The sequence below is a fragment of the Musicola keenii genome (assembly GCF_014855505.1).
GTDB lineage: Bacteria > Pseudomonadota > Gammaproteobacteria > Enterobacterales > Enterobacteriaceae > Musicola > Musicola paradisiaca.
On record NZ_JAAWVW010000012.1, the window covers coordinates 30,668 to 49,872 of the forward strand.

At 56.8% G+C, this 19,205-nt stretch carries 17 protein-coding genes and 1 tRNA gene; 8 read left to right on the top strand and 10 right to left on the bottom strand.

What is annotated here, in order from left to right:
• Positions 1 to 120 precede the first annotated feature (120 nt).
• Positions 121 to 197, top strand: a tRNA-Pro gene (locus HEP82_RS13370).
• 1 nt (position 198) lies between these two features.
• Here HEP82_RS13370 and HEP82_RS13375 read toward each other — a convergent pair.
• From HEP82_RS13375 to HEP82_RS13400, 6 genes are all read right to left on the bottom strand, one after another.
• Positions 199 to 450, bottom strand: coding sequence for a hypothetical protein (locus HEP82_RS13375; protein WP_192458532.1), 252 nt, complete (start codon positions 448 to 450; stop codon positions 199 to 201).
• Positions 451 to 562: 112 nt separating this feature from the next.
• Complete coding sequence (locus HEP82_RS13380; protein ID WP_192458533.1) at positions 563 to 1,198, bottom strand: tetratricopeptide repeat protein; 636 nt, start codon at positions 1,196 to 1,198, stop codon at positions 563 to 565.
• Between the two features lie 9 nt (positions 1,199 to 1,207).
• Positions 1,208 to 2,002, bottom strand: coding sequence for an SDR family oxidoreductase (locus HEP82_RS13385; protein ID WP_192458534.1), 795 nt, complete (start codon positions 2,000 to 2,002; stop codon positions 1,208 to 1,210).
• Positions 2,003 to 2,004: 2 nt separating this feature from the next.
• A complete protein-coding gene (locus HEP82_RS13390) occupies positions 2,005 to 2,655 on the bottom strand; it encodes a TenA family transcriptional regulator (RefSeq protein ID WP_192458535.1) in 651 nt (216 codons plus the stop codon).
• Positions 2,656 to 2,658: 3 nt separating this feature from the next.
• Positions 2,659 to 4,086 carry an AMP-binding protein gene (locus tag HEP82_RS13395; RefSeq protein ID WP_192458536.1) on the bottom strand — a complete coding sequence of 476 codons (1,428 nt, stop codon included), beginning with the start codon at positions 4,084 to 4,086 and terminating at the stop codon, positions 2,659 to 2,661.
• Positions 4,064 to 4,717, bottom strand: coding sequence for a thermostable hemolysin (locus tag HEP82_RS13400; protein ID WP_192458537.1), 654 nt, complete (start codon positions 4,715 to 4,717; stop codon positions 4,064 to 4,066). The genes HEP82_RS13395 and HEP82_RS13400 overlap by 23 nt, the downstream gene beginning before the upstream one ends.
• 313 nt (positions 4,718 to 5,030) lie before the next feature.
• Between HEP82_RS13400 and HEP82_RS13405 the strand changes: the two genes are divergently transcribed.
• From HEP82_RS13405 to HEP82_RS13415, 3 genes are all read left to right on the top strand, one after another.
• Positions 5,031 to 6,209 (top strand): MFS transporter, encoded by a 1,179-nt coding sequence (locus HEP82_RS13405; protein WP_225622466.1) that lies wholly within the window; start codon positions 5,031 to 5,033, stop codon positions 6,207 to 6,209.
• Between the two features lie 12 nt (positions 6,210 to 6,221).
• Positions 6,222 to 7,109 carry a LysR family transcriptional regulator gene (locus tag HEP82_RS13410; protein ID WP_192458538.1) on the top strand — a complete coding sequence of 296 codons (888 nt, stop codon included), beginning with the start codon at positions 6,222 to 6,224 and terminating at the stop codon, positions 7,107 to 7,109.
• A gap of 133 nt (positions 7,110 to 7,242) precedes the next feature.
• On the top strand, positions 7,243 to 8,415 hold the full coding sequence (locus tag HEP82_RS13415) for an MFS transporter (RefSeq protein WP_192458539.1): 1,173 nt from the start codon (positions 7,243 to 7,245) through the stop codon (positions 8,413 to 8,415).
• 60 nt (positions 8,416 to 8,475) lie between these two features.
• Here the strand turns inward: HEP82_RS13415 and HEP82_RS13420 are convergent, their stop codons facing one another.
• Positions 8,476 to 9,753: a histidine-type phosphatase gene (locus tag HEP82_RS13420; protein WP_192458540.1), complete on the bottom strand. Its 1,278-nt coding sequence runs from the start codon at positions 9,751 to 9,753 to the stop codon at positions 8,476 to 8,478.
• Between the two features lie 272 nt (positions 9,754 to 10,025).
• On the opposite strand from HEP82_RS13420, the gene HEP82_RS13425 reads away from it, so the two are divergent.
• Together HEP82_RS13425 and HEP82_RS13430 are read left to right on the top strand one after the other, a co-directional pair.
• Positions 10,026 to 10,997, top strand: coding sequence for a bile acid:sodium symporter (locus tag HEP82_RS13425; protein WP_192458541.1), 972 nt, complete (start codon positions 10,026 to 10,028; stop codon positions 10,995 to 10,997).
• Positions 10,998 to 11,019: 22 nt separating this feature from the next.
• Positions 11,020 to 12,072 carry a zinc ribbon domain-containing protein gene (locus HEP82_RS13430; RefSeq protein ID WP_192458542.1) on the top strand — a complete coding sequence of 351 codons (1,053 nt, stop codon included), beginning with the start codon at positions 11,020 to 11,022 and terminating at the stop codon, positions 12,070 to 12,072.
• A 90-nt stretch (positions 12,073 to 12,162) separates the two neighbouring features.
• On the opposite strand, the gene HEP82_RS13435 is transcribed toward HEP82_RS13430, so the two are convergent.
• Complete coding sequence (locus HEP82_RS13435; RefSeq protein ID WP_192458543.1) at positions 12,163 to 12,639, bottom strand: GNAT family N-acetyltransferase; 477 nt, start codon at positions 12,637 to 12,639, stop codon at positions 12,163 to 12,165.
• A 2-nt stretch (positions 12,640 to 12,641) separates the two neighbouring features.
• Positions 12,642 to 13,997 carry a D-serine ammonia-lyase gene (gene dsdA, locus HEP82_RS13440; RefSeq protein ID WP_192458544.1) on the bottom strand — a complete coding sequence of 452 codons (1,356 nt, stop codon included), beginning with the start codon at positions 13,995 to 13,997 and terminating at the stop codon, positions 12,642 to 12,644.
• Positions 13,998 to 14,861: 864 nt separating this feature from the next.
• On the opposite strand from dsdA, the gene HEP82_RS19995 reads away from it, so the two are divergent.
• Together HEP82_RS19995 and dosP are read left to right on the top strand one after the other, a co-directional pair.
• Positions 14,862 to 15,074 (top strand): hypothetical protein, encoded by a 213-nt coding sequence (locus HEP82_RS19995; protein ID WP_225622467.1) that lies wholly within the window; start codon positions 14,862 to 14,864, stop codon positions 15,072 to 15,074.
• Between the two features lie 290 nt (positions 15,075 to 15,364).
• A complete protein-coding gene (gene dosP / locus HEP82_RS13445; protein WP_192458545.1) occupies positions 15,365 to 17,950 on the top strand; it encodes an oxygen-sensing cyclic-di-GMP phosphodiesterase DosP in 2,586 nt (861 codons plus the stop codon).
• Here dosP and HEP82_RS13450 read toward each other — a convergent pair.
• Positions 17,947 to 19,164, bottom strand: coding sequence for a BaiN/RdsA family NAD(P)/FAD-dependent oxidoreductase (locus tag HEP82_RS13450; protein ID WP_192458546.1), 1,218 nt, complete (start codon positions 19,162 to 19,164; stop codon positions 17,947 to 17,949). The two genes, dosP and HEP82_RS13450, sit on opposite strands and share 4 nt — an antisense overlap.
• Positions 19,165 to 19,205 lie beyond the last annotated feature (41 nt).

Below are 19,205 nucleotides of genomic sequence, written 5' to 3' on the forward strand. Positions count from 1 at the left end.
TGATGTGGTGCAGTCTGGCGTGCTTTATCGGCATTCCGGGCGCTTTGTCGCCAATCCGCGGGCTTTTGTGAAAAAGGGATTGACGCTGTTTCAGGGGCGCAGTAATATGCGCCCCGCATTCGGTGAGTGGCGCAGCCTGGTAGCGCACTTCGTTCGGGACGAAGGGGTCGGAGGTTCGAATCCTCTCTCACCGACCATTTAAAAAAGCTCGATTTTATTATGAACTCGCACCTTACGGCTGCGGGTTTTTTTGTTTTTGAACCATCGATACTGCTGGTTTTTGAACGACGAGCCCTGGAATACGGTGAAAGCCGGTTTTTTCTTTGCTTTTGTGGGCGTATGCTCTTCTGCTTCTGCTTCTGCTTCTGCTTCTGCTTCTGCTTCTGCTTCTGCTTCTGCTTCTGCTTCTGCTTCTGCTTCTGCTTCTGCTTCTGCTTTCTTTTCTTTCAATATTTGTCGCGTCGCTGCGTTATTCCCGCTCGGGCGAATGACAGTAAGCAGTGGCTGGACGAAGGCTGAAAGCAGGATGGGACAACGTCTTAAACCCCATCCCGAAAGCGAATCATTTGAGCTGCGATAACGCCTTTTCAACCGCAGAGCGTCGTCCTTGATCGGCAATTTCGCCGCCAGGGCGCGGGGCGGCCGCTAATGCGATGTTCAGAAACCGTTTGGCTTCATCTTTACGCCCTTCTTTGAGTAAATAATCGCCGTAGAAATAGTTGGGATCGATCCCCTGGGGATTAATCGTCAGCGCAGTCTTTAGGTATTGTTCCGCTTTTGTGTTGTCGCCAAAACCAATCGGCCACCCAGGTACCTGGTAATAGAGTGCACCAAGCGTTGTGTAAGCGGAACCTTCCAGCGCTTTCGGGTTAATGGCGATGGCCTTTTCCAGCGTAGCCTTGGCCTGTTTGACCAGATCCAGCGCGCCTAATCCGCCTTTGGCGCCGGCCAGGCTACTGTTGGCGATGGCTTCCCAGATCAGGTATTCCGCTTGTGTCGGGTTAGCGGCGGCCAGTGCGTGGGTTTTCTGGCTCAGCGCGGTGAAGCACGGCTCTTTTTTGGCGGTTAGCGTTTGATATTCGCAGATTGACCATTGTTTCTGAATATCCATCAGGTTGCTGTCAAAGCCGGTACTGGCATTGGCGGCAACGCTTGTCGCCAGACTGGCGACAAGCAGCATGTTTACGGCGTATTTCATCACGGGTTCCTATTTTTGCTGGTCACGGGCGTAACGCTGAATAACGGAAAGCTGGCGACGGATAATGTTGTCCACCAGCGCCGGCAGTAAGGCATTAATCCGGACGAACAGTTTTTCCGGCCAGCCCAGCCACCGCCGGGTAGATTCTTGCTGTAACGCAGTCACAACTTGTTCCGCCACCCATTCCGGGCGATCGCTCTTGTTGCCCAGCGCCTTGTTCATGTCATTGACCGCGGCTGAATTCAGCGTGGTGTCCGTGGCGCGGGGCGCAAGATACAGCACTTTAATTCCCTGAGATGACAATTCGCGGTTCAGGGCTTCACTAAAACCGCGTAACGCAAATTTGGTAGCGCAATATACGCTGTATCCCGGATAGCCGATGCCACCGAAGGTGGAGCCGATATTCATAATGATGCCGGGATTGTTCATGCACTCCAGCATAGACTGCGTTAGCAGGATCGGTGCTTCGGTATTGAGCGCCAGCAATTGGCGGATATTGTCGTGGTTGTGATTCTCGAACAGGTTAAACGTGGACGTGCCGGCGTTATTGATCAAAATATCGAGCCGGGCGGTTTCCGGAAAACACTCCGCCAGCGCGTTGCGATCCTGTTCGTCACACAAGTCTGCCAGCAGAATATTGTGGTGGTTGGGATCCGGCAGTCGACGCAGTAGCGAAAGTAATTCGCGCTCGTTACGGCCCACCAAATACAGTCGGGCCTCTCTGGCGGCCAGCTCCATCGCCAGCGCCTTGCCGATGCCGCCACTGGCACCGGTCAGCATAATACGTTTGCCTTTGAGGTCCATAATCAGTGCTCCGTCAGGCTGCGCAGCATATCGCCGTACAGTCGGTAAACTACATGGGCTGAATGGATGATGGCGGAGCGATCGTCGCGATCTTCTACCTTGTCCATCAGCGAGGCGAAAAATTTCAGGTGTTCCTGATCCAGCGAACCGTGCGAATGCAGGTAGCTCATGGCGCTGGCGGGCAATCCCAGATTTTTTTCCAGCAACTCGGCCACACGGGTGGCGATGTTGACGCTGGTACCCTCCAATACATGCACCATGCCGAAAAGACTCATGGGGTTGCCGCGATTGATGCAGTTGTACAAAAACGCAAGCATCAGTTCGACAGACATGTGCGGCTTACTGTGACGAACGGCTTCGGCGTCTCCGCCGCAAGCCTGGATATCGTTGAGAATCCACTCCTGATGGCCGTATTCCTCTTCGATATATTCCGCGATCGCTTCGCGTACCCATTCATGACTCATAGGTAAACGGCTGCCGGCCGCCATCAATAGGGGAACGGTATGGCTGACGTGGTGGTAGGCCTGCGTCAGAAATGCGAGATAGATTTCCCGCGTAATATCGCCCTGAAGACTGGCGGCGATAACGGGTGCAGCCATCATATGACGCTGTGATGACGCGGTATCCGATTGCAGTTGTTGGTAGAAACCCATGTCTTACTCCTGAACGGCTTGCAGTATTTGTTGTTGGTATTGTTGATAGATGTCTGCCCGGCGCGGTCGACCATTGCTGGTTATCAGTGCGGGATCCATCAGATTGGTGATGATGATGCGATGAATTCTGGCGTAATCCGGCAGATGCTGGTTCAACTGAGCGATTTGTGACGCCAGTTCCCGCTCTCTGCCGGGGAACGGGTGTATTAGCGCCACATTGACAGGCAAACCGTCACCGAAGATCACCAGTCTGGCGATGGCCGGGTAGAGCGTGGCTTCGGTTTCGACCCATTCGGGGGAAAAATTGCGGCCAAATGCCGTGATCTGGACGTTTTTCAAACGGCCGTCCACATACAGAAAACCCTCATCGTCCAGATGCCCGATGTCGCCGGTAGCGATCATCTGAGCAGGAGCCTGGCTGCCGAGATAGCCCAACATCGCGGTGCCGGACACCATAATTTCATGTTGCTCCGACAAGCTGACCTGGCAGTGCGGCAGTGGGCGTCCTGCGCTGCCAGGGCGATCATTGCCCGGCGTATTCAGCGATACCACGGAACCGCATTCCGACAGGCCATAGCCTTCATAAACCGGCAAACCATACTGGCGAGCCTGCAATAGCAGGCCGTGCGCCACCTTGCCGCCGCCCACCGCCACGAAACGGAGCGTATTTATACTGGCGGGATGGTGTTGCGCCTGAGCCGTCAATAACCTGAGCAATTCCGGCACCAGCACCAGACTGTGCGGGTGCCAGAAGGTAAGCGTTTGCACCAGCGCAGTCAGATTGAACTGGCTAGAGCCGGTAAAGCCCACCTGTTTTAGCGGCAGTATGACGCTCTCCGTTCCCAGCATCAGGGGGACATAGAGCCCGGTGATATTCTCCAGCAGCGTCGCCAGCGGCAACAGTGTGAGATGGCGAGCCAGACCCAGCGACGACACCTGTTCGGCCAAGGCTTCGCTGGTGCGTTCCATACCGCGTAGACTCAGGCAGACGCCTTTGGGCTGGCCGGTGGTGCCGGAGGTATAGGTAATTTTGGCGGTGCCGTCCGGGAGCGCGGGTCGCTGCGGTGGGGTACGTCGATAAAGCGGTAGTGAGCCGATCGGCGTAGGGCACCAACCTGGGCGCGCCGGGCCGATCAGCGCATCGGCGCCGCTGCTTTCCAGTACCCATTCTTGTTGTTCGGCACTGAAGAACAGTGGCATCGGAATCAGGACAATGCCCGCTTTCAGGCAAGCCAGATCGATCAGCGCCCAATCAATACAGTTGTCTAATTGCAGCACCAGACGGGAGATGTTCTGTTCTATCAATGTGCTGGCCAATTGACGGATACGTTCATGCAATTGACGATAAGTCAGTTGCTGAGTGCCGTTATTCAGGGCGATGCGCGTCGGATTGATGCGGGCCTGACGTTCAATAGCGGTAAATAGCATCATGTTTCAGTTCCTTAAATCGAAAGGGAAATGAAGGAATCGAAGCAAACAGTGAAAGCAACAAACTGCTTTTGCTGAGCCTATCGTATCCGTGCGCCAAATCGCCCAGCATGATCCGGGGTTGCTGGGTGTAGTAACTCCCCCAGTTCTCGGCCTCACTGCCGAGCGCGTCCGGGTATGCATCGGCCAGAGGCACGGTGTCCAGGTTTAATCGGGCGAAAATATTGCGTAATTTCCGGGTGCCGGTGAACGCAATATGTTTGAACCGGTTGTGGTTCATCACCAGACAAATCGCGGCGAACATGATGCGGGCGCTGGCGCCGTCTGCGGCCGCAAAGTTGCCGATTTCCGCCAATTGATGCCGTTCGAGGGCAAGCCCTTGCCGGCTGGCAAGCTGCTCAACCGGCGCGTCCAGATAATTCTCCAGATACAGGCGCCCTTCGGTCGCCGGCATAACGCCGCAGGCGGCGACCAGGGAACCGTCATTCGCCGTCATGCCCAATTGGTAGGGCAAATAATGTGGAATGACGGCGTTGAACTCACGCTGATACGCCTGCTGCATGAAACGGCGACAGCATGCCTGCCTGTCGGACGTATCAGCCCAAAACAGATGGTACGGCACGTTGACATTCATGACGGTGTCCTACTGGATTCAATGAATGACATGCTATCCAGTCAGGATTAAGAGAGACTTAAGAGTGATAAAAAACATCAGCATCGTTGTGGCATCGGTCTCTTCAGGGGGGGAATGCGGTTGTCGGGCGTGTGGTCGGCGTTGATTGCCGCCCGGATAAAACACATGGCGGATGCGTATGAGGTGCGCTGAAATCGGGCAAGGGCCGTGGCGATCGGCTATAGTGCCAGGCTTTGTCTCTTTTGCTGGAGACGCTATTGGGATTGAACTTTGCGTTCCGCCGTGCGGCGGGTCGCCTGACGGAGAAGGTGTCATGCTCGTTGGTCGCAGTACCCCATTGATGGCAATCCTGGCTGTCATGATCAGTGCCTCGCTGGTCGGCTTGGCGCAGGGGTACTCGATTCCGCTGGTTTCCCTGAAGCTGACCGCGTTGGGATACGGTTCCGCGTTGATTGGCGTGGTCGCCGCATTGCCTGCCGTCGGAGTGTTTGTTTCTTCGCTGGCGGCGGCGCGGGTGGCGATGTGTATTCCGATTGGCCGTTTGCTGATGATATCGACGCTGGGCATGGGGTGCTGTCTGGGGCTGTCGTTTTGGCTGGATAATGTGTGGTTGTTACTGGCGCCGCGTTTTCTGATGGGTTTTTTCTGCGGGCTGATCATCGTTATCGGCGAGTCCTGGGTGAGCGGTTGTACGGAAGAGCGCCATCGCGGCGTGTTGGTGGGGCTGTACGCCACGGCGTTTACCGGGTTGCAGCTGTTGGGGCCGTTGCTGATCGCGCTTGGCGGGCCGGGCGATGCGCACGGCATGTTGCTGATTCTCGCGCTGCATGGAGTCTGTCTGGTTATCACGGCGTTGGCGTCGTTTTCCGGTGTGGCGCAGCCTGAGCAGCGACGCAGTAATCTGTTTTCTCTGGCGTTGGCGGCGCCTGCACTGGTTGTCGCGGTATTTGCGTTCGCGTTTTTTGATGGCGCCGTGCTTGCCATGTTGCCTCTGTATGGCATGGCGCATGGCTATGAGGAACGGCTGGCGGTGCTGCTGGTGACGGTGCTGTTTGTCGGCGATGCGCTGTTGCAGGCGCCGCTGGGTTGGCTATCCGACAGGCTTGGCACGGTGCGAGTGCATGTGTGCTGCGGCGGGCTGTTTGTCCTGATGCTTATTGCGCTGCCGCTCAGTTATGGTACGGGATGGGTCTGGGCTAACGTGTTTTTGTTGGGCGCGGTGGCGGGCAGTATTTATACCCTATCGTTGGTACGGGCGGGCAAGCGGTTCCAGGGCATCGATCTGGTGGCGATGAATGCGCTGTTCGGCCTGCTGTGGGGGGCGGGCAGTTTTAGCGGGCCGCTGGTGAGCGGTGCGCTGATGCAGGGGTATGGCAACGATGGGCTGATCGCGGGGCTGGTACTGCTGGGGGGGCTGTTTCTGCTGTCGAATGCGTTGCCTGGGTTACGGCGGGAACGGCTGGAGAATACGGCATACGCCGAGGGCGATTAAGCGGAGGGGGAGATGGATCGTCTGGGAGCGCTGGAAACTTTTGTCTGCGTGTATGAATGCGGTTCATTTTCAGCGGCAGCGCGCCGCATGGGTATCGGGCAGCCGGCCGTCTCCAAGGCGGTGATGCAGCTAGAACAGCAACTGGCGACCAAGCTGCTGTTGCGCTCGACCCGAGGGCTGACGCCGACCGAGGCGGGCCAACGACTGTACGAGCGGATTGCCCCGGCCTTGACCGAGATCCGTGACGCACAGGACAGCATCGTCGGCGGTAATCCGTTGTCCGGTCGGCTGCGCGTATCGGCGCCTGTCACCTTTGCCCGGTTACATATCTTCCCCCGTTTACACCAATTTATGGCGCTTCATCCCGAACTGAAGGTCGACATGCTGCTGGACGATCGCCCGGTCGACCTGATTGCTGAGGGTATCGATGTTGCGCTGCGCCTAGGGGATTTGCATGATTCGGGGCTGACGGCCCGACGTATCGCCGAGTCGCCGATGAAATTGTTGGCGACTCCCGGCTGGTTTGCCGCGCATGGCGTTCCCACCGCGCCGCCGGAGATCGAACAGCAGGACGCGATCGTGTATTTGCAATCGTCTACGCCGGAGAACTGGCTGTTCAGCCGCGGAGCCCAACAATGTCGGGTCACGCTGTCCGGACGTATTCGTACCTCCGCCGCCGAAGGGATGCGGGAAGCGGTGCTGGCGGGGAATGGCCTGGCGATTGCGTCGGCGTGGATGTTCGCGCCCGAACTGGCCGATGGCCGGGTTGTCACTGTGTTGGATGACTGGCAGATCGGCACCATGACGCTGTGGGCGGTCTATCCCGGCGGCCGCCTGACCTCAGCCCGGGCGCGGGCCTTCACCGAGTTCGTCGCTGGCTGTTTATCGCCCATCGTCTGAATTTCATCAGCTATTCCAATCTGGCATAAATCTTATGGTGTTTCCCTCTCTACAGCGCGGGAGTGAGGATGCCTATGCTGTGCCGTATTACACCGCCGGGTGGTTCGACGGCCTGCCAGTAAGGGGATTGAAAATGAGTGCGATAACGAACGATGTTGAAACCAGAGTGGGGAAACCGCTGATTTTTGCCATGGCGACCGCCAGCGGCGTCGCGGTGGCCAATATTTACTATAACCAACCGATGCTGGGGTTGATGACCGCCAGCTTTCCCGGCAGCGATGCGGCGGCGTTGATACCGACGGCGACCCAGCTAGGCTACGCCGCCGGATTGTTGCTGCTGGTGCCGCTGGGCGACAAGTATGAACGTCGCCGGTTGATTACCGGGCAGTTTCTGTTGCTGGCGCTGGCGTTGGTGATGTCGGCGCTGGCTCCCTCGGCGGCGACGCTGCTGGTGGCCTCGGTATTAACCGGCATCGGAGCGACGGTTGCCCAGCAGATTGTGCCGGTGGCGGCGGCGCTGGCATCGCCGGGGCAACGCGGCGCCGTGGTCGGTACCGTGATGAGCGGATTGTTGAGCGGTATTCTGTTGAGCCGGACGCTCGCCGGGTTGGTGGCGGACGTTGCGGGTTGGCGCGCCATGTTCTGGCTGGGTGCTCCGTTGGCGCTGGCTGGCGCGGCGCTGATGGGGGGGATGTTGCCGCGTTTGCCGGCGTCGTCCTCGCTTTCTTATCGGTCGTTGATGTCGTCGCTGCTGACGTTATGGCGTGAAGAGGCGGCGCTGCGGCGCGCCACTTTAGTACAAGGGGCCTTGTTTGCCGCATTCAGCGTGTTCTGGAGCATACTGGCGCTCTATCTCGCCAGCGGCGATCGCCCGTTGGGTGCGGCGGCGGCCGGTCTGTTTGGGGTGATCGGCGTGGCGGGGATCATGGCGGCGCCGATGGCCGGACGGTTGGCGGATCGCCTGGGGGATCGGCCGGTGATTTTGGCGGGCGTCGCGTTGACGCTGCTGTCCTGGGGCGTGTTCGGCTTGTGGCCGTCGCGGGTCGGGTTGATCGTCGGCGTGGTGTTGCTGGATTTGGGGGTGCAAAGCGCGTTGATTGCCCATCAACATGTCATTTACGGCTTGCGGGACGTAGCCAGGGGGCGCATCAACACCCTGTTTATGGGGGGGATGTTTGCCGGCGGCGCGCTGGGTTCCTCCGGCGCCATGATGGCCTGGCGGTTGGGTGGATGGCCGGCGGTGGTGCTGTTTGCGCTGGCGTTGTCGCTGGTGGCGCTGGTCGCCGCCGGACGTAACGGACGTTAAAAAAACACCCCCGCAGGGCATCGCTGCGGGGGGGGCGTTGCCAGGTTGCAGCCTGTTTTCTTAGCGACTATAGCTTACCGGCAGCAACGCGGTGCGATCGATGGCGTCATTAAGACGTTGCAGGGCCGCGTCGTATGGGCACAGCGTCCCCACTTCGGTTTGCTGACATCCATCGGTGGTGAATTCGCTGCGTAACGGCGGGTTGCCGCTGTCCAGCGGTGTCAACGCCCGGATCTGATCCAGCGATTGCGCCTGGAAGTAGATGCGCAGAAAACGCTCGCCAGACTGATTGTTGCGCCAACGCTCGAAAATCAGGCTGCCCGCCGGCGGAATATTGCCGCGCGGATATTCCGCCTGTTTCCAGGTGAACCCCAACAGGGTGCGCAACTGGGCGATATTGGTGTCGTGCGCCACAAACAGCAGCCATTTGGCGGCGGGTGGGGCGTCCGGCTGCGGTTGTGTCGACAGTGAGAGCGCGATCTGGTTCAGCAGATTGGAGGCGCCGCGACGGGCGACATAGGGCAGATCGTTGGTGAAATCATAATTGACGGTCAGCAGCGACATCAGCGCGCCGACGTCGGCCGCACTGCGGGCATTGCCGAAAGCCACCTGGCTGAGCGGCGCGTTGTTGCTGTACGCCAGACGGATGGTCTCCGCCATGTTGGCCAATGCCGCCGGGCCGCTCAGTACCGGATAACCTTTCTTGCCGTCTTTGACTTCCCACTGGGCGCTAAAAGCCGGGCAGGGTTTATTGTCGGTCTGGCAAACTGCGCGTTGTAGGCGTTCGATATCCGGTTTGAAACCGGTCTGAAGCTGGGCTGCGGTTTTGTTCTGCATCGCTTTTTGCAAATCGGCGCGAACCTGCTCGGCATCCAGCGTGACGCCGGCGTCGTCGGCGTGGAACAACGTGTCCTGCTCTTCGCTTGCCGCACCGCGGATAGTGATGCCGCAGCCGGGGAAGACGCCATCCATCAGCGCCATGGCCGTTTCCTGCGTGCGTTGCAACGGGCTGGCCCAGACAAATACTTCGCCGGAGGCTGGGCAAGCGCCGGTCAGCAGCGCGTTTTCGCGCAGATAACTGCCTTCATACTGGCCTTTCAGCACTGCGGCAGCGTAGCCGTGACCGGTCAATTCGCCATAGCGGGTTAGCCAGGTCGGCCATTCCCGACCGGTACCTTCCTGAATGGTTTTGATATTGCCTTCCGTCGGCGGGCGTACACCGTGGCGGCTGATTTCCACCACTTTTTCCAGGCTCCATGAAGTGGAGGCAGCCTGGGGGGCCAGTAGCGGCAACGAGGCCAGCAGCAGACCGGTTAATACTTTGCGCGTAAGTGACATAGTGGATCCTCAGTCAACAAATTCAGTGTTGCTATAAAAGTAAGCGAGCTCGAATCGTAGATGAATGTTTTTTCTGTATAAGAGGCGCGGGATGTTTTTCATTCTGTAAGCAATATGGCGCCGGGGCCAAGCATGACGTGGATGTTTTACGTCCGTCAATGAAAAAACAAGATATTCGTCAATGGCGAGACGGGGCGCCTGATGCCGTCGGTGGTGCGCGGTCGGGATTGATGGCATAGTCGGGAGTATTTCTCACATTCAGTTAACCTCGGATGCCGATATTACCGACTTCTGCGTGGAGTGGCTGGCTGGATCGCCGGCAAATCGCCCTTTATTTGTCTTCTATGATCGCCGCCGCGCTGTTGGCCTGGGTCTGGCCGCCTCCAGACGGGCTGGCTCAGGCCATCAATCCCGCGCTGGCGCTGATGCTGTTTGCAACTTTTCTGCCATTGCCGTTGTCCCGACTGCGACAAGCGTTGAGGCATCGCCGTTTTTTGCTGGCGCTGTGCGTCGCCAATTTCATTGCCGTACCGTTGCTGGTGGCTGGATTATTGCACTGGGTGGCGTTGACGCCGGTGGTCGCGATCGGCGTGGCGATGGTGCTGCTGTGCCCCTGTGTGGATTACGTGGTGACTTTTTCCGGGCTGGGCGGCGCGGATTCGCGTCTGCTATTGGCCGCTACGCCGTTGCTGCTGTTGTTGCAAATGCTGTTGCTGCCGGTATGGCTGACCCTGCTGTTTCATGATGCGGCGATCGCCGTCAGCGGCGCGCCGTTTCTGGCGGCGTTTCTGACGCTGATTGCGTTGCCCCTGGGGTTGGCCGGGTTGTGCCAGCGCTGGGGCAACCGTTCGCCGACCGGCGCGCGCATCAACATCTGGCTCGGTATACTGCCGGTGCCCGCCACGGCCGTCGTGCTGGTACTGGTGACGGCGTTTGTGACACCGCAGTTGGCGATGGCGGGGCAAACCGTGCGACAGGTTCTGCCGGTCTATCTGTTGTTTGCCATGGCGATGCCGGCGGTAGGATGGATGGTGGCGCGGGGGTTCGGCCTAGATGCGCCCGCCGCTCGTGCGATAGTGTTCAGCGTATCGACCCGCAATGCGCTGGTGATTTTGCCGTTGGCGTTGACGGTGCCGGGGGCGATGCCGCTGATGCCTGCGGTGGTTGTGACGCAAACGCTGGTCGAGTTGCTGGCGCAGCTGGTGTATATCCGCTGGACGCCGCGGATGCGTTTTGAACGATAAAAACTGATTGGTGAGAATAACCATGCGAGCATTTAAACCGTTACGCGGGCCGGAGCGCCTGATCCGATTGGGACAATGGGGAGTAGCGCTGCTGTTTGCCTATTTCCTGATCATGATTAGCTCCGGCGTGCTGGAAGATTTGCCGTCGCTGAACGATGAGCCGGTGCGCAGCAGCTTTGTCGATCAGGCGGCGGTTGATGTGCAGAATCAGCGGATGGCGCCGTTGCAGGAGGCACGTCAGAAGCTGGATGCTGCGCTGTCGGAAAAACAGGACGAGCGTGAAACGGCCGGCAATGATTATGCCAAGGCCCGCGCCAGTTTTGACAACTGGCGTGTGACGCGCAGCAGCACTGAGCTGACCGACCAGAACCCTGAGGTGATCAAGCGTACCCGTGAGCTTGATCGGCTGTTGGCGTTGCAAAAACAGCTTGATGGGCAGCTTAGCGATTTACAGAAACAGAAACGGCAATTGCAGGCGCAAATCAGCCCCGTGACTCAGGCGCTGGCTCAACTGCAGCAGGACGCGGACGCCCGTTATATCCAGGCGATAGATCGCGCTGCATTGCAGGCCTTTTTTATTCGGCTGGCGTTTGTCGGCCCGCTGCTGGCGGTGGCGATCCTACTGTTCCGCCGTTATCGCCGCAGCAATCAATGGCCGTTTGTCTGGGGGTTCATGCTGTTTGCGCTGTTCGGCTTTTTCGTCGAACTGGTACCTTATTTGCCCAGCTTTGGCGGCTATATCCGCTATGGCGTCGGCGTCGTGCTGACGTTTTTCGGCGGCCGGGCGTTGTTGCACCGGTTGCAGCTTTATCTGGAGCAGAAACGGCAGGAGCAGACGGCCTCGCAGGAGGAGCGCAAGGAGTCCATCCATTACGAGGCTGCGTTGTCGGCGCTGGCACGCAATCAGTGCCCCGGCTGCGATCGCCCGCTGATTTTACAGAACGGCAATACGCCGACGTTTTGTATGCATTGCGGTTTGCAGTTGTTGTCGCAATGTACCGGCTGCGGTTTGAAAAAGAATGCGTTTTTCCACTTCTGCCCGGATTGCGGCACGCCGGCGAACACGGACGCTTAGCCCCGCGAGGCCGACAGACGCCACGCACGTTGCGCGTTTGCGCATGGACGGATTCGATTCGGCGGACGATGGCGCTCAGCCAGCCCGGGCTTAGAGCGTCAAGCGCATTCTGGCCAGTTCCAGCGGATGTCCGTCGAACTGCCGGGTGGCTTGTTCGAGCATGTAGGTTTTAAACCCCAGCGAGCGGTAGCAATGCAGTGCGGCGTGGTTGTGGGTGAACACCGCCAGAGAAATGACGCGGGCACCGAAACGCTGCTCGGCCTGGCGGATCGCTTCCTGCAACATGACGCGGGCCAGACCGTGACCGCGGTGCGCCCGGTCGATGAAGACCCGGCAGAGCCGACAGTGTCTGGGCTCGACCCGGCTGATTTCGATAAAACCGGCTATTTGTCTGCGATGCTTGAACAGGTAGGGGACAAACTGCGGGTTGGCCAGATGCGCTGCGATCTGCGCTTCCGTCAGAGGGAAATCATAAGTCGGCCCACCCCACAGCATGTTGAGCTCGGGAGTGTCTATCCAGCGCGGCAGCCGGTAATAATCCTGGGGCGTGAAGGCCAGCAGAGGCATGATTATTTCCCGTAACAGGCAGCGCCGGCCGCCAGATAAGCCGCCATTTCTTCCGCTGGCACCATGCCGCCGCCGGTCGCCCAAATCACATGCGTCCCCTGCTGACAGCACTGCGGGGTTAACGGTGATCGTTGCCGGTATCCCTGCGTTTCCTGCAGTAGCCGCACAAATCCCGGCGCGCCGGCTAGCGCCGAGGGTTCCAGCCGGATACCCTGCGTGATGTCCATCAGATGCAGCAGCGCATACATCTCTTCATCCGTCAGCGTGTAATAGCCATCGATCAAGTGTTGCATGGTTCGGCCGACAAAGCCGGACGGCCGACCGACCGCCAGCCCATCCGCAGCGGTGTGGTTGCCGATGCCGAAATCCTGTACCGACAGCTGGTCGTGCTGCCCGGTGTAGACGCCCAGTAACATGCAGGGCGACTCGGTGGGTTCAGCGAAAATACAGTGCACATGGTCGCCGAATGCCAGCTTCAGGCCGAACGTGATACCACCGGGCGCGCCGCCCACGCCGCAAGGCAGATAAACGAACAACGGGTGCTCTTCGTCCACAACCCGTCCTTGCGCGTCAAACTGGGCTTTCAATCGCTCACCTGCGACGGCATAGCCGAGGAACAATGCAGTGGAGTTTTCATCGTCCACGAAATAGCAGGTAGGGTCGCTATCGGCTTCATGGCGCCCCTGCGCGACGGCCTGGCCGTAGTCGCCGGCGTATTCCATAACGCGCACGCCGTGGGCGCGCAGGCGATCCTTTTTCCATTGTCGGGCATCGGCGGACATATGTACGGTGGTGTCAAAGCCGAGACGCGCACTGGCGATACCGATTGATAACCCCAGATTGCCGGTTGAACCAACCGCGACCCGGTGGCGACGAAACAGTTGCTGGCAGTCGGCGTCCAGCAGGCGGCGATAGTCGTCGCTTTCGCGCAGTAAACCTTGTTGCATCGCCAGCCGCTCGGCATGGAACAGTACCTCGTAGATACCGCCGCGGGCTTTGACCGAACCGGAAACCGGCAGATGACTGTCTTTTTTCAGTAAAACGTCAGGCGGTGTCAGCCCGTATTGCCCGGCGAGCGCATAGGCAAATTCCGGAATCGGTATCAGTTCGGATTCGATAATACCCTGGCTTGCTTCCAGCTCTGGGAACGCCTGCATGAGAAAAGGCGCAAAACGTTGCAGCCGTCGACTGGCATCGGCCACATCTGCGGCGCTTAGCGGCATATCGTGCAATGCAACGTTCAGACGGTGCGTGGCCGGATTGAACCAATTCACCGGTTGTTTATTGATAAGGTCGGTCAGCAACGGGAAATCGGTTTTCCACTGCGTCAGCGTTTTGCCATGAATGGTGTGGGACATGATATGCATCTCGTTGTTTTTACAGATTTCGTTTTCTGATGGATGAGCTGTTCGGCGCCAGTGTTTCATCATGCCAGCGTCGCTGGTTTTTTGCCTATAGGCGGTTGTATTGTTCGAAGAACTTTCAGTCGATTGGTGAGTCTTTTTAATCTAATTAAATCAATGAATTAATTTTTTTATGGTGTGACTTTGCCAATGGATATGAAAATTTTATGTCTGCAATGGTTAATTTAACGATGGGTTTAGGGGGTGTAATGGAAGTGAGGTAGCTGAAAATTTTTCCGCATCAGCAATTAGCGCGAGTTAAAAATATTCTTGGTTAGAATTTGATTTATTACTGCTTCTCGTTAATTATTCCTTTTCTATAGGTTATACCGATCGATAAGAATTTATTGTTCAATTAAGACGATTATTTTTTAGCAATAATTACGGGTATCCTGTTTGGAATATAAAGATAACTCCTGTTTTATGGGTTTATTTTTGCGGCAGTGCCGATGGCCGGTTAAGTGCGATGAATAAATATCTGCAAACAAGAATTCGTCGCCGTCTGGTACAAGGGGTTTTGTCGATTATCATGATTGTCATATCGGTTATATCCGGCAAGTCGATGTACTGACCAGGCTGCATTCCCACTGATATAGAGGGCGCTTTTGGGGGGAATAACAGTACACTTTTCATGGTCGTTCGATCTTGCCGTTTTCTTATCGTCACTCATCACCGTCGTATTCCCGACAGATTTTCCACCATAGTTGTATGAATGCGGTGAACGTGATTGAGCGTCGTTTTCCCAGCCTGGCGTCACAAGTTGTTTTCCCTTGGTTTGTAGTAAAAATAATGTTAAGGAAAACATGTTGTTAATGTGAAATGTCAAACAAAATAAGCAGAGGAAACGGTATTATCCTATGTTTTGGCGTCAAATTGGGTGGTGACGTAGTGCTTGTTTTTACAGCGATGATCTTCGGTGGAGATAAGAGAGATATTCCGGCATTATTTCCAATTTCCAGCTCTCGGGATAAGCGGGCGATGTCGGATGTGGAGTTTTCTTATTTCGGCAGTGAACAGATTATCGATAAATGATTTTGCCTACATGGTATTTTTATAAAACACAAATAAATATTACTGATTATTAGCTATTGTTCTTATTCGGTAAACATCATGACAAAAGCGTGATAAGTATCCAAGAAAAGAAATGAGATCTTATTTAATCGGCCGCTACGTGGATGTATTTATCAGAATGATGGCGAATTAAACGTCTTTAGCTCAATATTGTTCATTTTTTTTTATGTTTCTAAGAGATTTTCAGACGTTAAGAGCCACAATCTATTGTGAAATAAGGATCTCACTATTAGTGGAGTGGAGGCGAAAGAATGGAATACTTAACGATTCCTGATAGTGAGCAGGTGTTACTGTCAGCGCTGGAACAGTCGATAATCGCCGTTGTCCTTATTAATGATGCTGGCTGCGTATTGCTGTTTAATCGTGCTGCGGAAATCCTCTGGGGGTACGAACGTCAGGAAATGCTGGGCCGTCCCGTGGTGTCTTTGCTGGCACCGGTTTGTCGTCCGGCCTACCTAGATGCTATCCATGGTAATCAGGATGCTTCGACGGCTGGGGCGAAGACGAAGTGTGAATGGTTGCTTGAGCGCAAAGACGGCGGCCAGTTCTGGGGCAGGCTACCGCTGTCGAAGGTCGAGGTTAATGGCCGGGCGTATTGTATGCTGATGGCCTGGGATGTTTCCCTGGATGTGGAAGCGCGTTGGCAAAATCGCCTGACGATGTTGGCGATCGATAATGCTGAACGTCCGGTGATGCTTTTGGACAACGCCTGCCGGGTGATCAGAGTCAATTATTCGTTCAGCAGGTTGTACGGTTACGCGCTTGAAGACATCGTCGGTAAAACGTTGGACAGCATCATGTCATATTCCCTGGATAATCAGGATAGTGCCGGGAAAAAGATGTCTGTCATGTGGGGGCGCTCAAGGGGGCAGGCCGAAGTGGCGATCCGCTGTCGGGATGGCCGGGAGGCTTTTGGGCGAATGGCGAGCTCGCCGTTGATCGACGACGAAAACGACGAATTCTACGGGTATTCGATCAACGTTATCTCCGATATCACCGAGGAACAGCAGTTCCGCAGTCTGGAGCGCGATATTCTTGGTGCGCTGGTGAGCAGCCTGTCGTTTGCCGAACTGGGCGATTACATCTGTCAGCAGGTATCGGAGATTGTGCCGGATGTCATACCGTCCATCATGACTGTCGATCATCGCGGCATACTACGGCATTGGTCGGCTCCGCAATTGCCCGATGCTTACAACCAGCAGGTTTCCGGCATGGCGATCGGCGATGGTGTCGGCAGTTGCGGTACGGCCGCTTGGCGCGGTGAACCGGTCGTGGCCGCCGATATCGAGCATGATGCGAGTTGGACGATGTTTTCCCAGATACCGCTGGCGTATGGTTTACGCGCCTGTTGGTCCTATCCGATACGGCGGCGCGACCGCAGCGTGGCGGGAACGGTTGCATTCTATTCCCGCGAACTGCGGCAGCCGACGTTGTTTCATGAACGCATCATTGATGCCTGCACGCACCTGTGCTCGCTGGCGATAGAGCAGGAAGAGAATCGACAGCGTATGGTTCAACTGGTGCAATACGACCCGCTGACCGGCCTGCCCAATCAATACCATCTGCAACGTTATCTCGATGACATCCTTTCCCAGCAGCCAACAAGAGAAGTCACCCTGTTTTCCGTCGGTCTTGATCGGTTCAAGGATATCAATGAAGCCTTTGGTCATGCAGCCGGTGATAGGGTGCTGGTGGCGGTAACGCATCGTCTGCAGGCTTTTTTGCGTGCAGGCGAGTGGCTGAGCCGGCCGGAAGGCGATCGTTTCGTGATCGTGGCGCCGGACTGTTCAGCGCATCGGGCATCGCTGATGACGGAGCAGTTACGTGAAACCATCAACCAGCCGGTCGAATTGGATGGGCACCGGTTGAGCCTGTCGGCCAGCGTGGGGATCAGCCACTATCCGGAGGGCGGTAGTAATCGTGAGACGTTGCTGGATAACGCGAAAGTTGCGATGTATCGCGCCAAAGAAGCCGGCGGTGGTTATCAGTTTTTCAGCGCCGACATGAATGTGGCTGCCAGCGAGCGGCTGCTATTGGGCGGTGCGCTTAAACGCGCCATCAATAATGGCGAGCTGGAGCTTTATTATCAGCCCCAGATTCGGTTGGACAGTGGCGAGTTGTACGGTATGGAGGCGCTAGCCCGCTGGTACGACCCCGTCTTCGGCAATGTCCCGACCAGTAAATTTATTGCGCTGGCGGAAGATATCGGCGAGATCGAAGCCCTGAGTTATTGGGCGTTGTGCGAGGCGTGTCGTCAGCTGTCGTTGTGGGATCTCGCTGGGGCGAGAGTGCCGGTGGTCTCGGTGAATTTTTCTCCGCTCTGTTTTCATCGCGATCTGCCGGAGACGATCACCTCAATCCTGCAAAATTTTTCCCTGACCGGCGAGCGCCTTACTATCGAGATTACCGAGAGCGCCGCGATGGCGCTGACGCCGGATATGCTGGCTGTGGTGCATCGTATCCGCGCCAACGGCATTGGTGTTTCGATTGATGACTTCGGTACCGGTTTTTCCAATCTCTCTAATCTGGTGAACCTGCCGGTGACTGAAGTCAAAATCGACCGTAGTTTTATCGACAAGTGTGAGTCCGAAGAGCGTCTCCAGGCGTTGGTTGAAGCGGTGGTCGGCATTGGCCGCAGCCTGAAACTGGAGGTAGTGGCGGAAGGGGTGGAAACCGAAGGACAAAGCGCGTTGATCGGCAAACTGGGCGGTCGTATTGCACAAGGTTATCTGTTCGCCCGCCCGATGAAAGCGTCGGATGTGCCGGGGTGGCTGCAGGAATATCAGGCGGGAAAACATCGTCTGGGTACCGTGCAACCCCCTGATGCGGATGCTTAAGAACCGTGGGCCGGTGGATATTTATCTTGCGGTATCAATGCTTGCGCGCATGCCCAGGCAGAGCTCCAGGCCCACTGAAAGTTGTAGCCGCCGAGCCAGCCAGTGACATCCACCACTTCACCAATAAAGTAGAGGCCTGGTACGTTGTTGACTTCCATGGTTTTTGACGACAACTCGCGAGTATCCACGCCGCCCAGCGTCACTTCCGCCGTCCGGTAGCCCTCGGTGCCATTGGGTTGGAGCTGCCACTGTTGCAGCGTAGTTTCCACCTGAGTCAATTGCGGTTTGTTGAGCTGTTTCAATGTGATATCCGGTAGTTGCTCCAGTGCTTGCAGGCTTTCCACTAGCCGTTTGGGCAACCACTGCGCCAGGGTGTTTTTCAGGCTCTGGTTGGGATGTGCCTGGCGTTCCGCGTCCAGCAGGGCGGCCAGATCCTGGCCGGGCAACAGGTTAAGGGTGATGAACTCGCCCGGCTGCCAGTAACTGGAAATTTGTAAAATGGCTGGGCCAGACAGCCCGCGATGTGTGAACAGCAGATTTTCACGGAATGTTGTGCCGTCTTCGGCGCTCGCCACGGTAGGTACGGACACGCCGGAAAGCGCCTGAAGCTGTTGCAGCAACGGTTTGTGCAGGGTCAACGGCACCAGCGCGGCGCGGGTTGGCAGGACATTCAATCCAAACTGCGCCGCCAACTGATAACCGAATGGCGATGCGCCCAGCCCTGGCATAGAAAGCCCACCAGTAGCGACAACCAGTGACGGCGCCGCGACTTGTCCGCCGTTCAGCCCGATAAGAAATTGATCGGTTTTTTCCACCGACAGCACGTCGCTGCGCATGCGTAGCGTCACCTTGCCGACTTCGCACTCCTTTATCAACATATCGACAATGTGCTGCGCGGAGTCGTCGCAAAACAGCTGACCGAGGGTTTTTTCGTGGTAAGCAATACCGTGCCGATTCACCAGATCGATAAAATCCCACTGGGTGTAACGCGCCAACGCGGATTTGCAAAAATGCGGATTCTGCGACAGATAGGCGGCGGGTTCCGTATAGAGGTTGGTGAAGTTGCAGCGCCCGCCGCCGGACATCAGGATTTTGCGGCCCGGTTTTTTACCGTTGTCGACCAGCAGTACCCGCAAACCGCGCTGGCCCGCTTGCGCTGCACAGAAAAGCCCGGCTGCGCCCGCGCCGATGACGACGACGTCGAACTGTTCCACTTCACTTCTCCCATTGACTGATTTTTGGCTGAACCCCGCGG

What these genes read in the sequence shown, in the direction of transcription:
- HEP82_RS13430 (WP_192458542.1), top strand. Translation starts at nt 11,020, where the DNA reads ATGCGAGCATTTAAACCGTTACGCGGGCCGGAGCGCCTGATCCGATTG.
- HEP82_RS19995 (WP_225622467.1), top strand. Translation starts at nt 14,862, where the DNA reads ATGTCAAACAAAATAAGCAGAGGAAACGGTATTATCCTATGTTTTGGC.
- HEP82_RS13395 (WP_192458536.1), bottom strand. Translation starts at nt 4,086, where the DNA reads ATGATGCTATTTACCGCTATTGAACGTCAGGCCCGCATCAATCCGACG.
- HEP82_RS13410 (WP_192458538.1), top strand. Translation starts at nt 6,222, where the DNA reads ATGGATCGTCTGGGAGCGCTGGAAACTTTTGTCTGCGTGTATGAATGC.
- HEP82_RS13435 (WP_192458543.1), bottom strand. Translation starts at nt 12,639, where the DNA reads ATGCCTCTGCTGGCCTTCACGCCCCAGGATTATTACCGGCTGCCGCGC.
- HEP82_RS13415 (WP_192458539.1), top strand. Translation starts at nt 7,243, where the DNA reads ATGAGTGCGATAACGAACGATGTTGAAACCAGAGTGGGGAAACCGCTG.
- HEP82_RS13385 (WP_192458534.1), bottom strand. Translation starts at nt 2,002, where the DNA reads ATGGACCTCAAAGGCAAACGTATTATGCTGACCGGTGCCAGTGGCGGC.
- HEP82_RS13420 (WP_192458540.1), bottom strand. Translation starts at nt 9,753, where the DNA reads ATGTCACTTACGCGCAAAGTATTAACCGGTCTGCTGCTGGCCTCGTTG.
- HEP82_RS13390 (WP_192458535.1), bottom strand. Translation starts at nt 2,655, where the DNA reads ATGGGTTTCTACCAACAACTGCAATCGGATACCGCGTCATCACAGCGT.
- HEP82_RS13425 (WP_192458541.1), top strand. Translation starts at nt 10,026, where the DNA reads ATGCCGATATTACCGACTTCTGCGTGGAGTGGCTGGCTGGATCGCCGG.
- HEP82_RS13400 (WP_192458537.1), bottom strand. Translation starts at nt 4,717, where the DNA reads ATGAATGTCAACGTGCCGTACCATCTGTTTTGGGCTGATACGTCCGAC.
- HEP82_RS13380 (WP_192458533.1), bottom strand. Translation starts at nt 1,198, where the DNA reads ATGAAATACGCCGTAAACATGCTGCTTGTCGCCAGTCTGGCGACAAGC.
- dsdA (WP_192458544.1), bottom strand. Translation starts at nt 13,997, where the DNA reads ATGTCCCACACCATTCATGGCAAAACGCTGACGCAGTGGAAAACCGAT.
- HEP82_RS13405 (WP_225622466.1), top strand. Translation starts at nt 5,031, where the DNA reads ATGCTCGTTGGTCGCAGTACCCCATTGATGGCAATCCTGGCTGTCATG.
- dosP (WP_192458545.1), top strand. Translation starts at nt 15,365, where the DNA reads ATGGAATACTTAACGATTCCTGATAGTGAGCAGGTGTTACTGTCAGCG.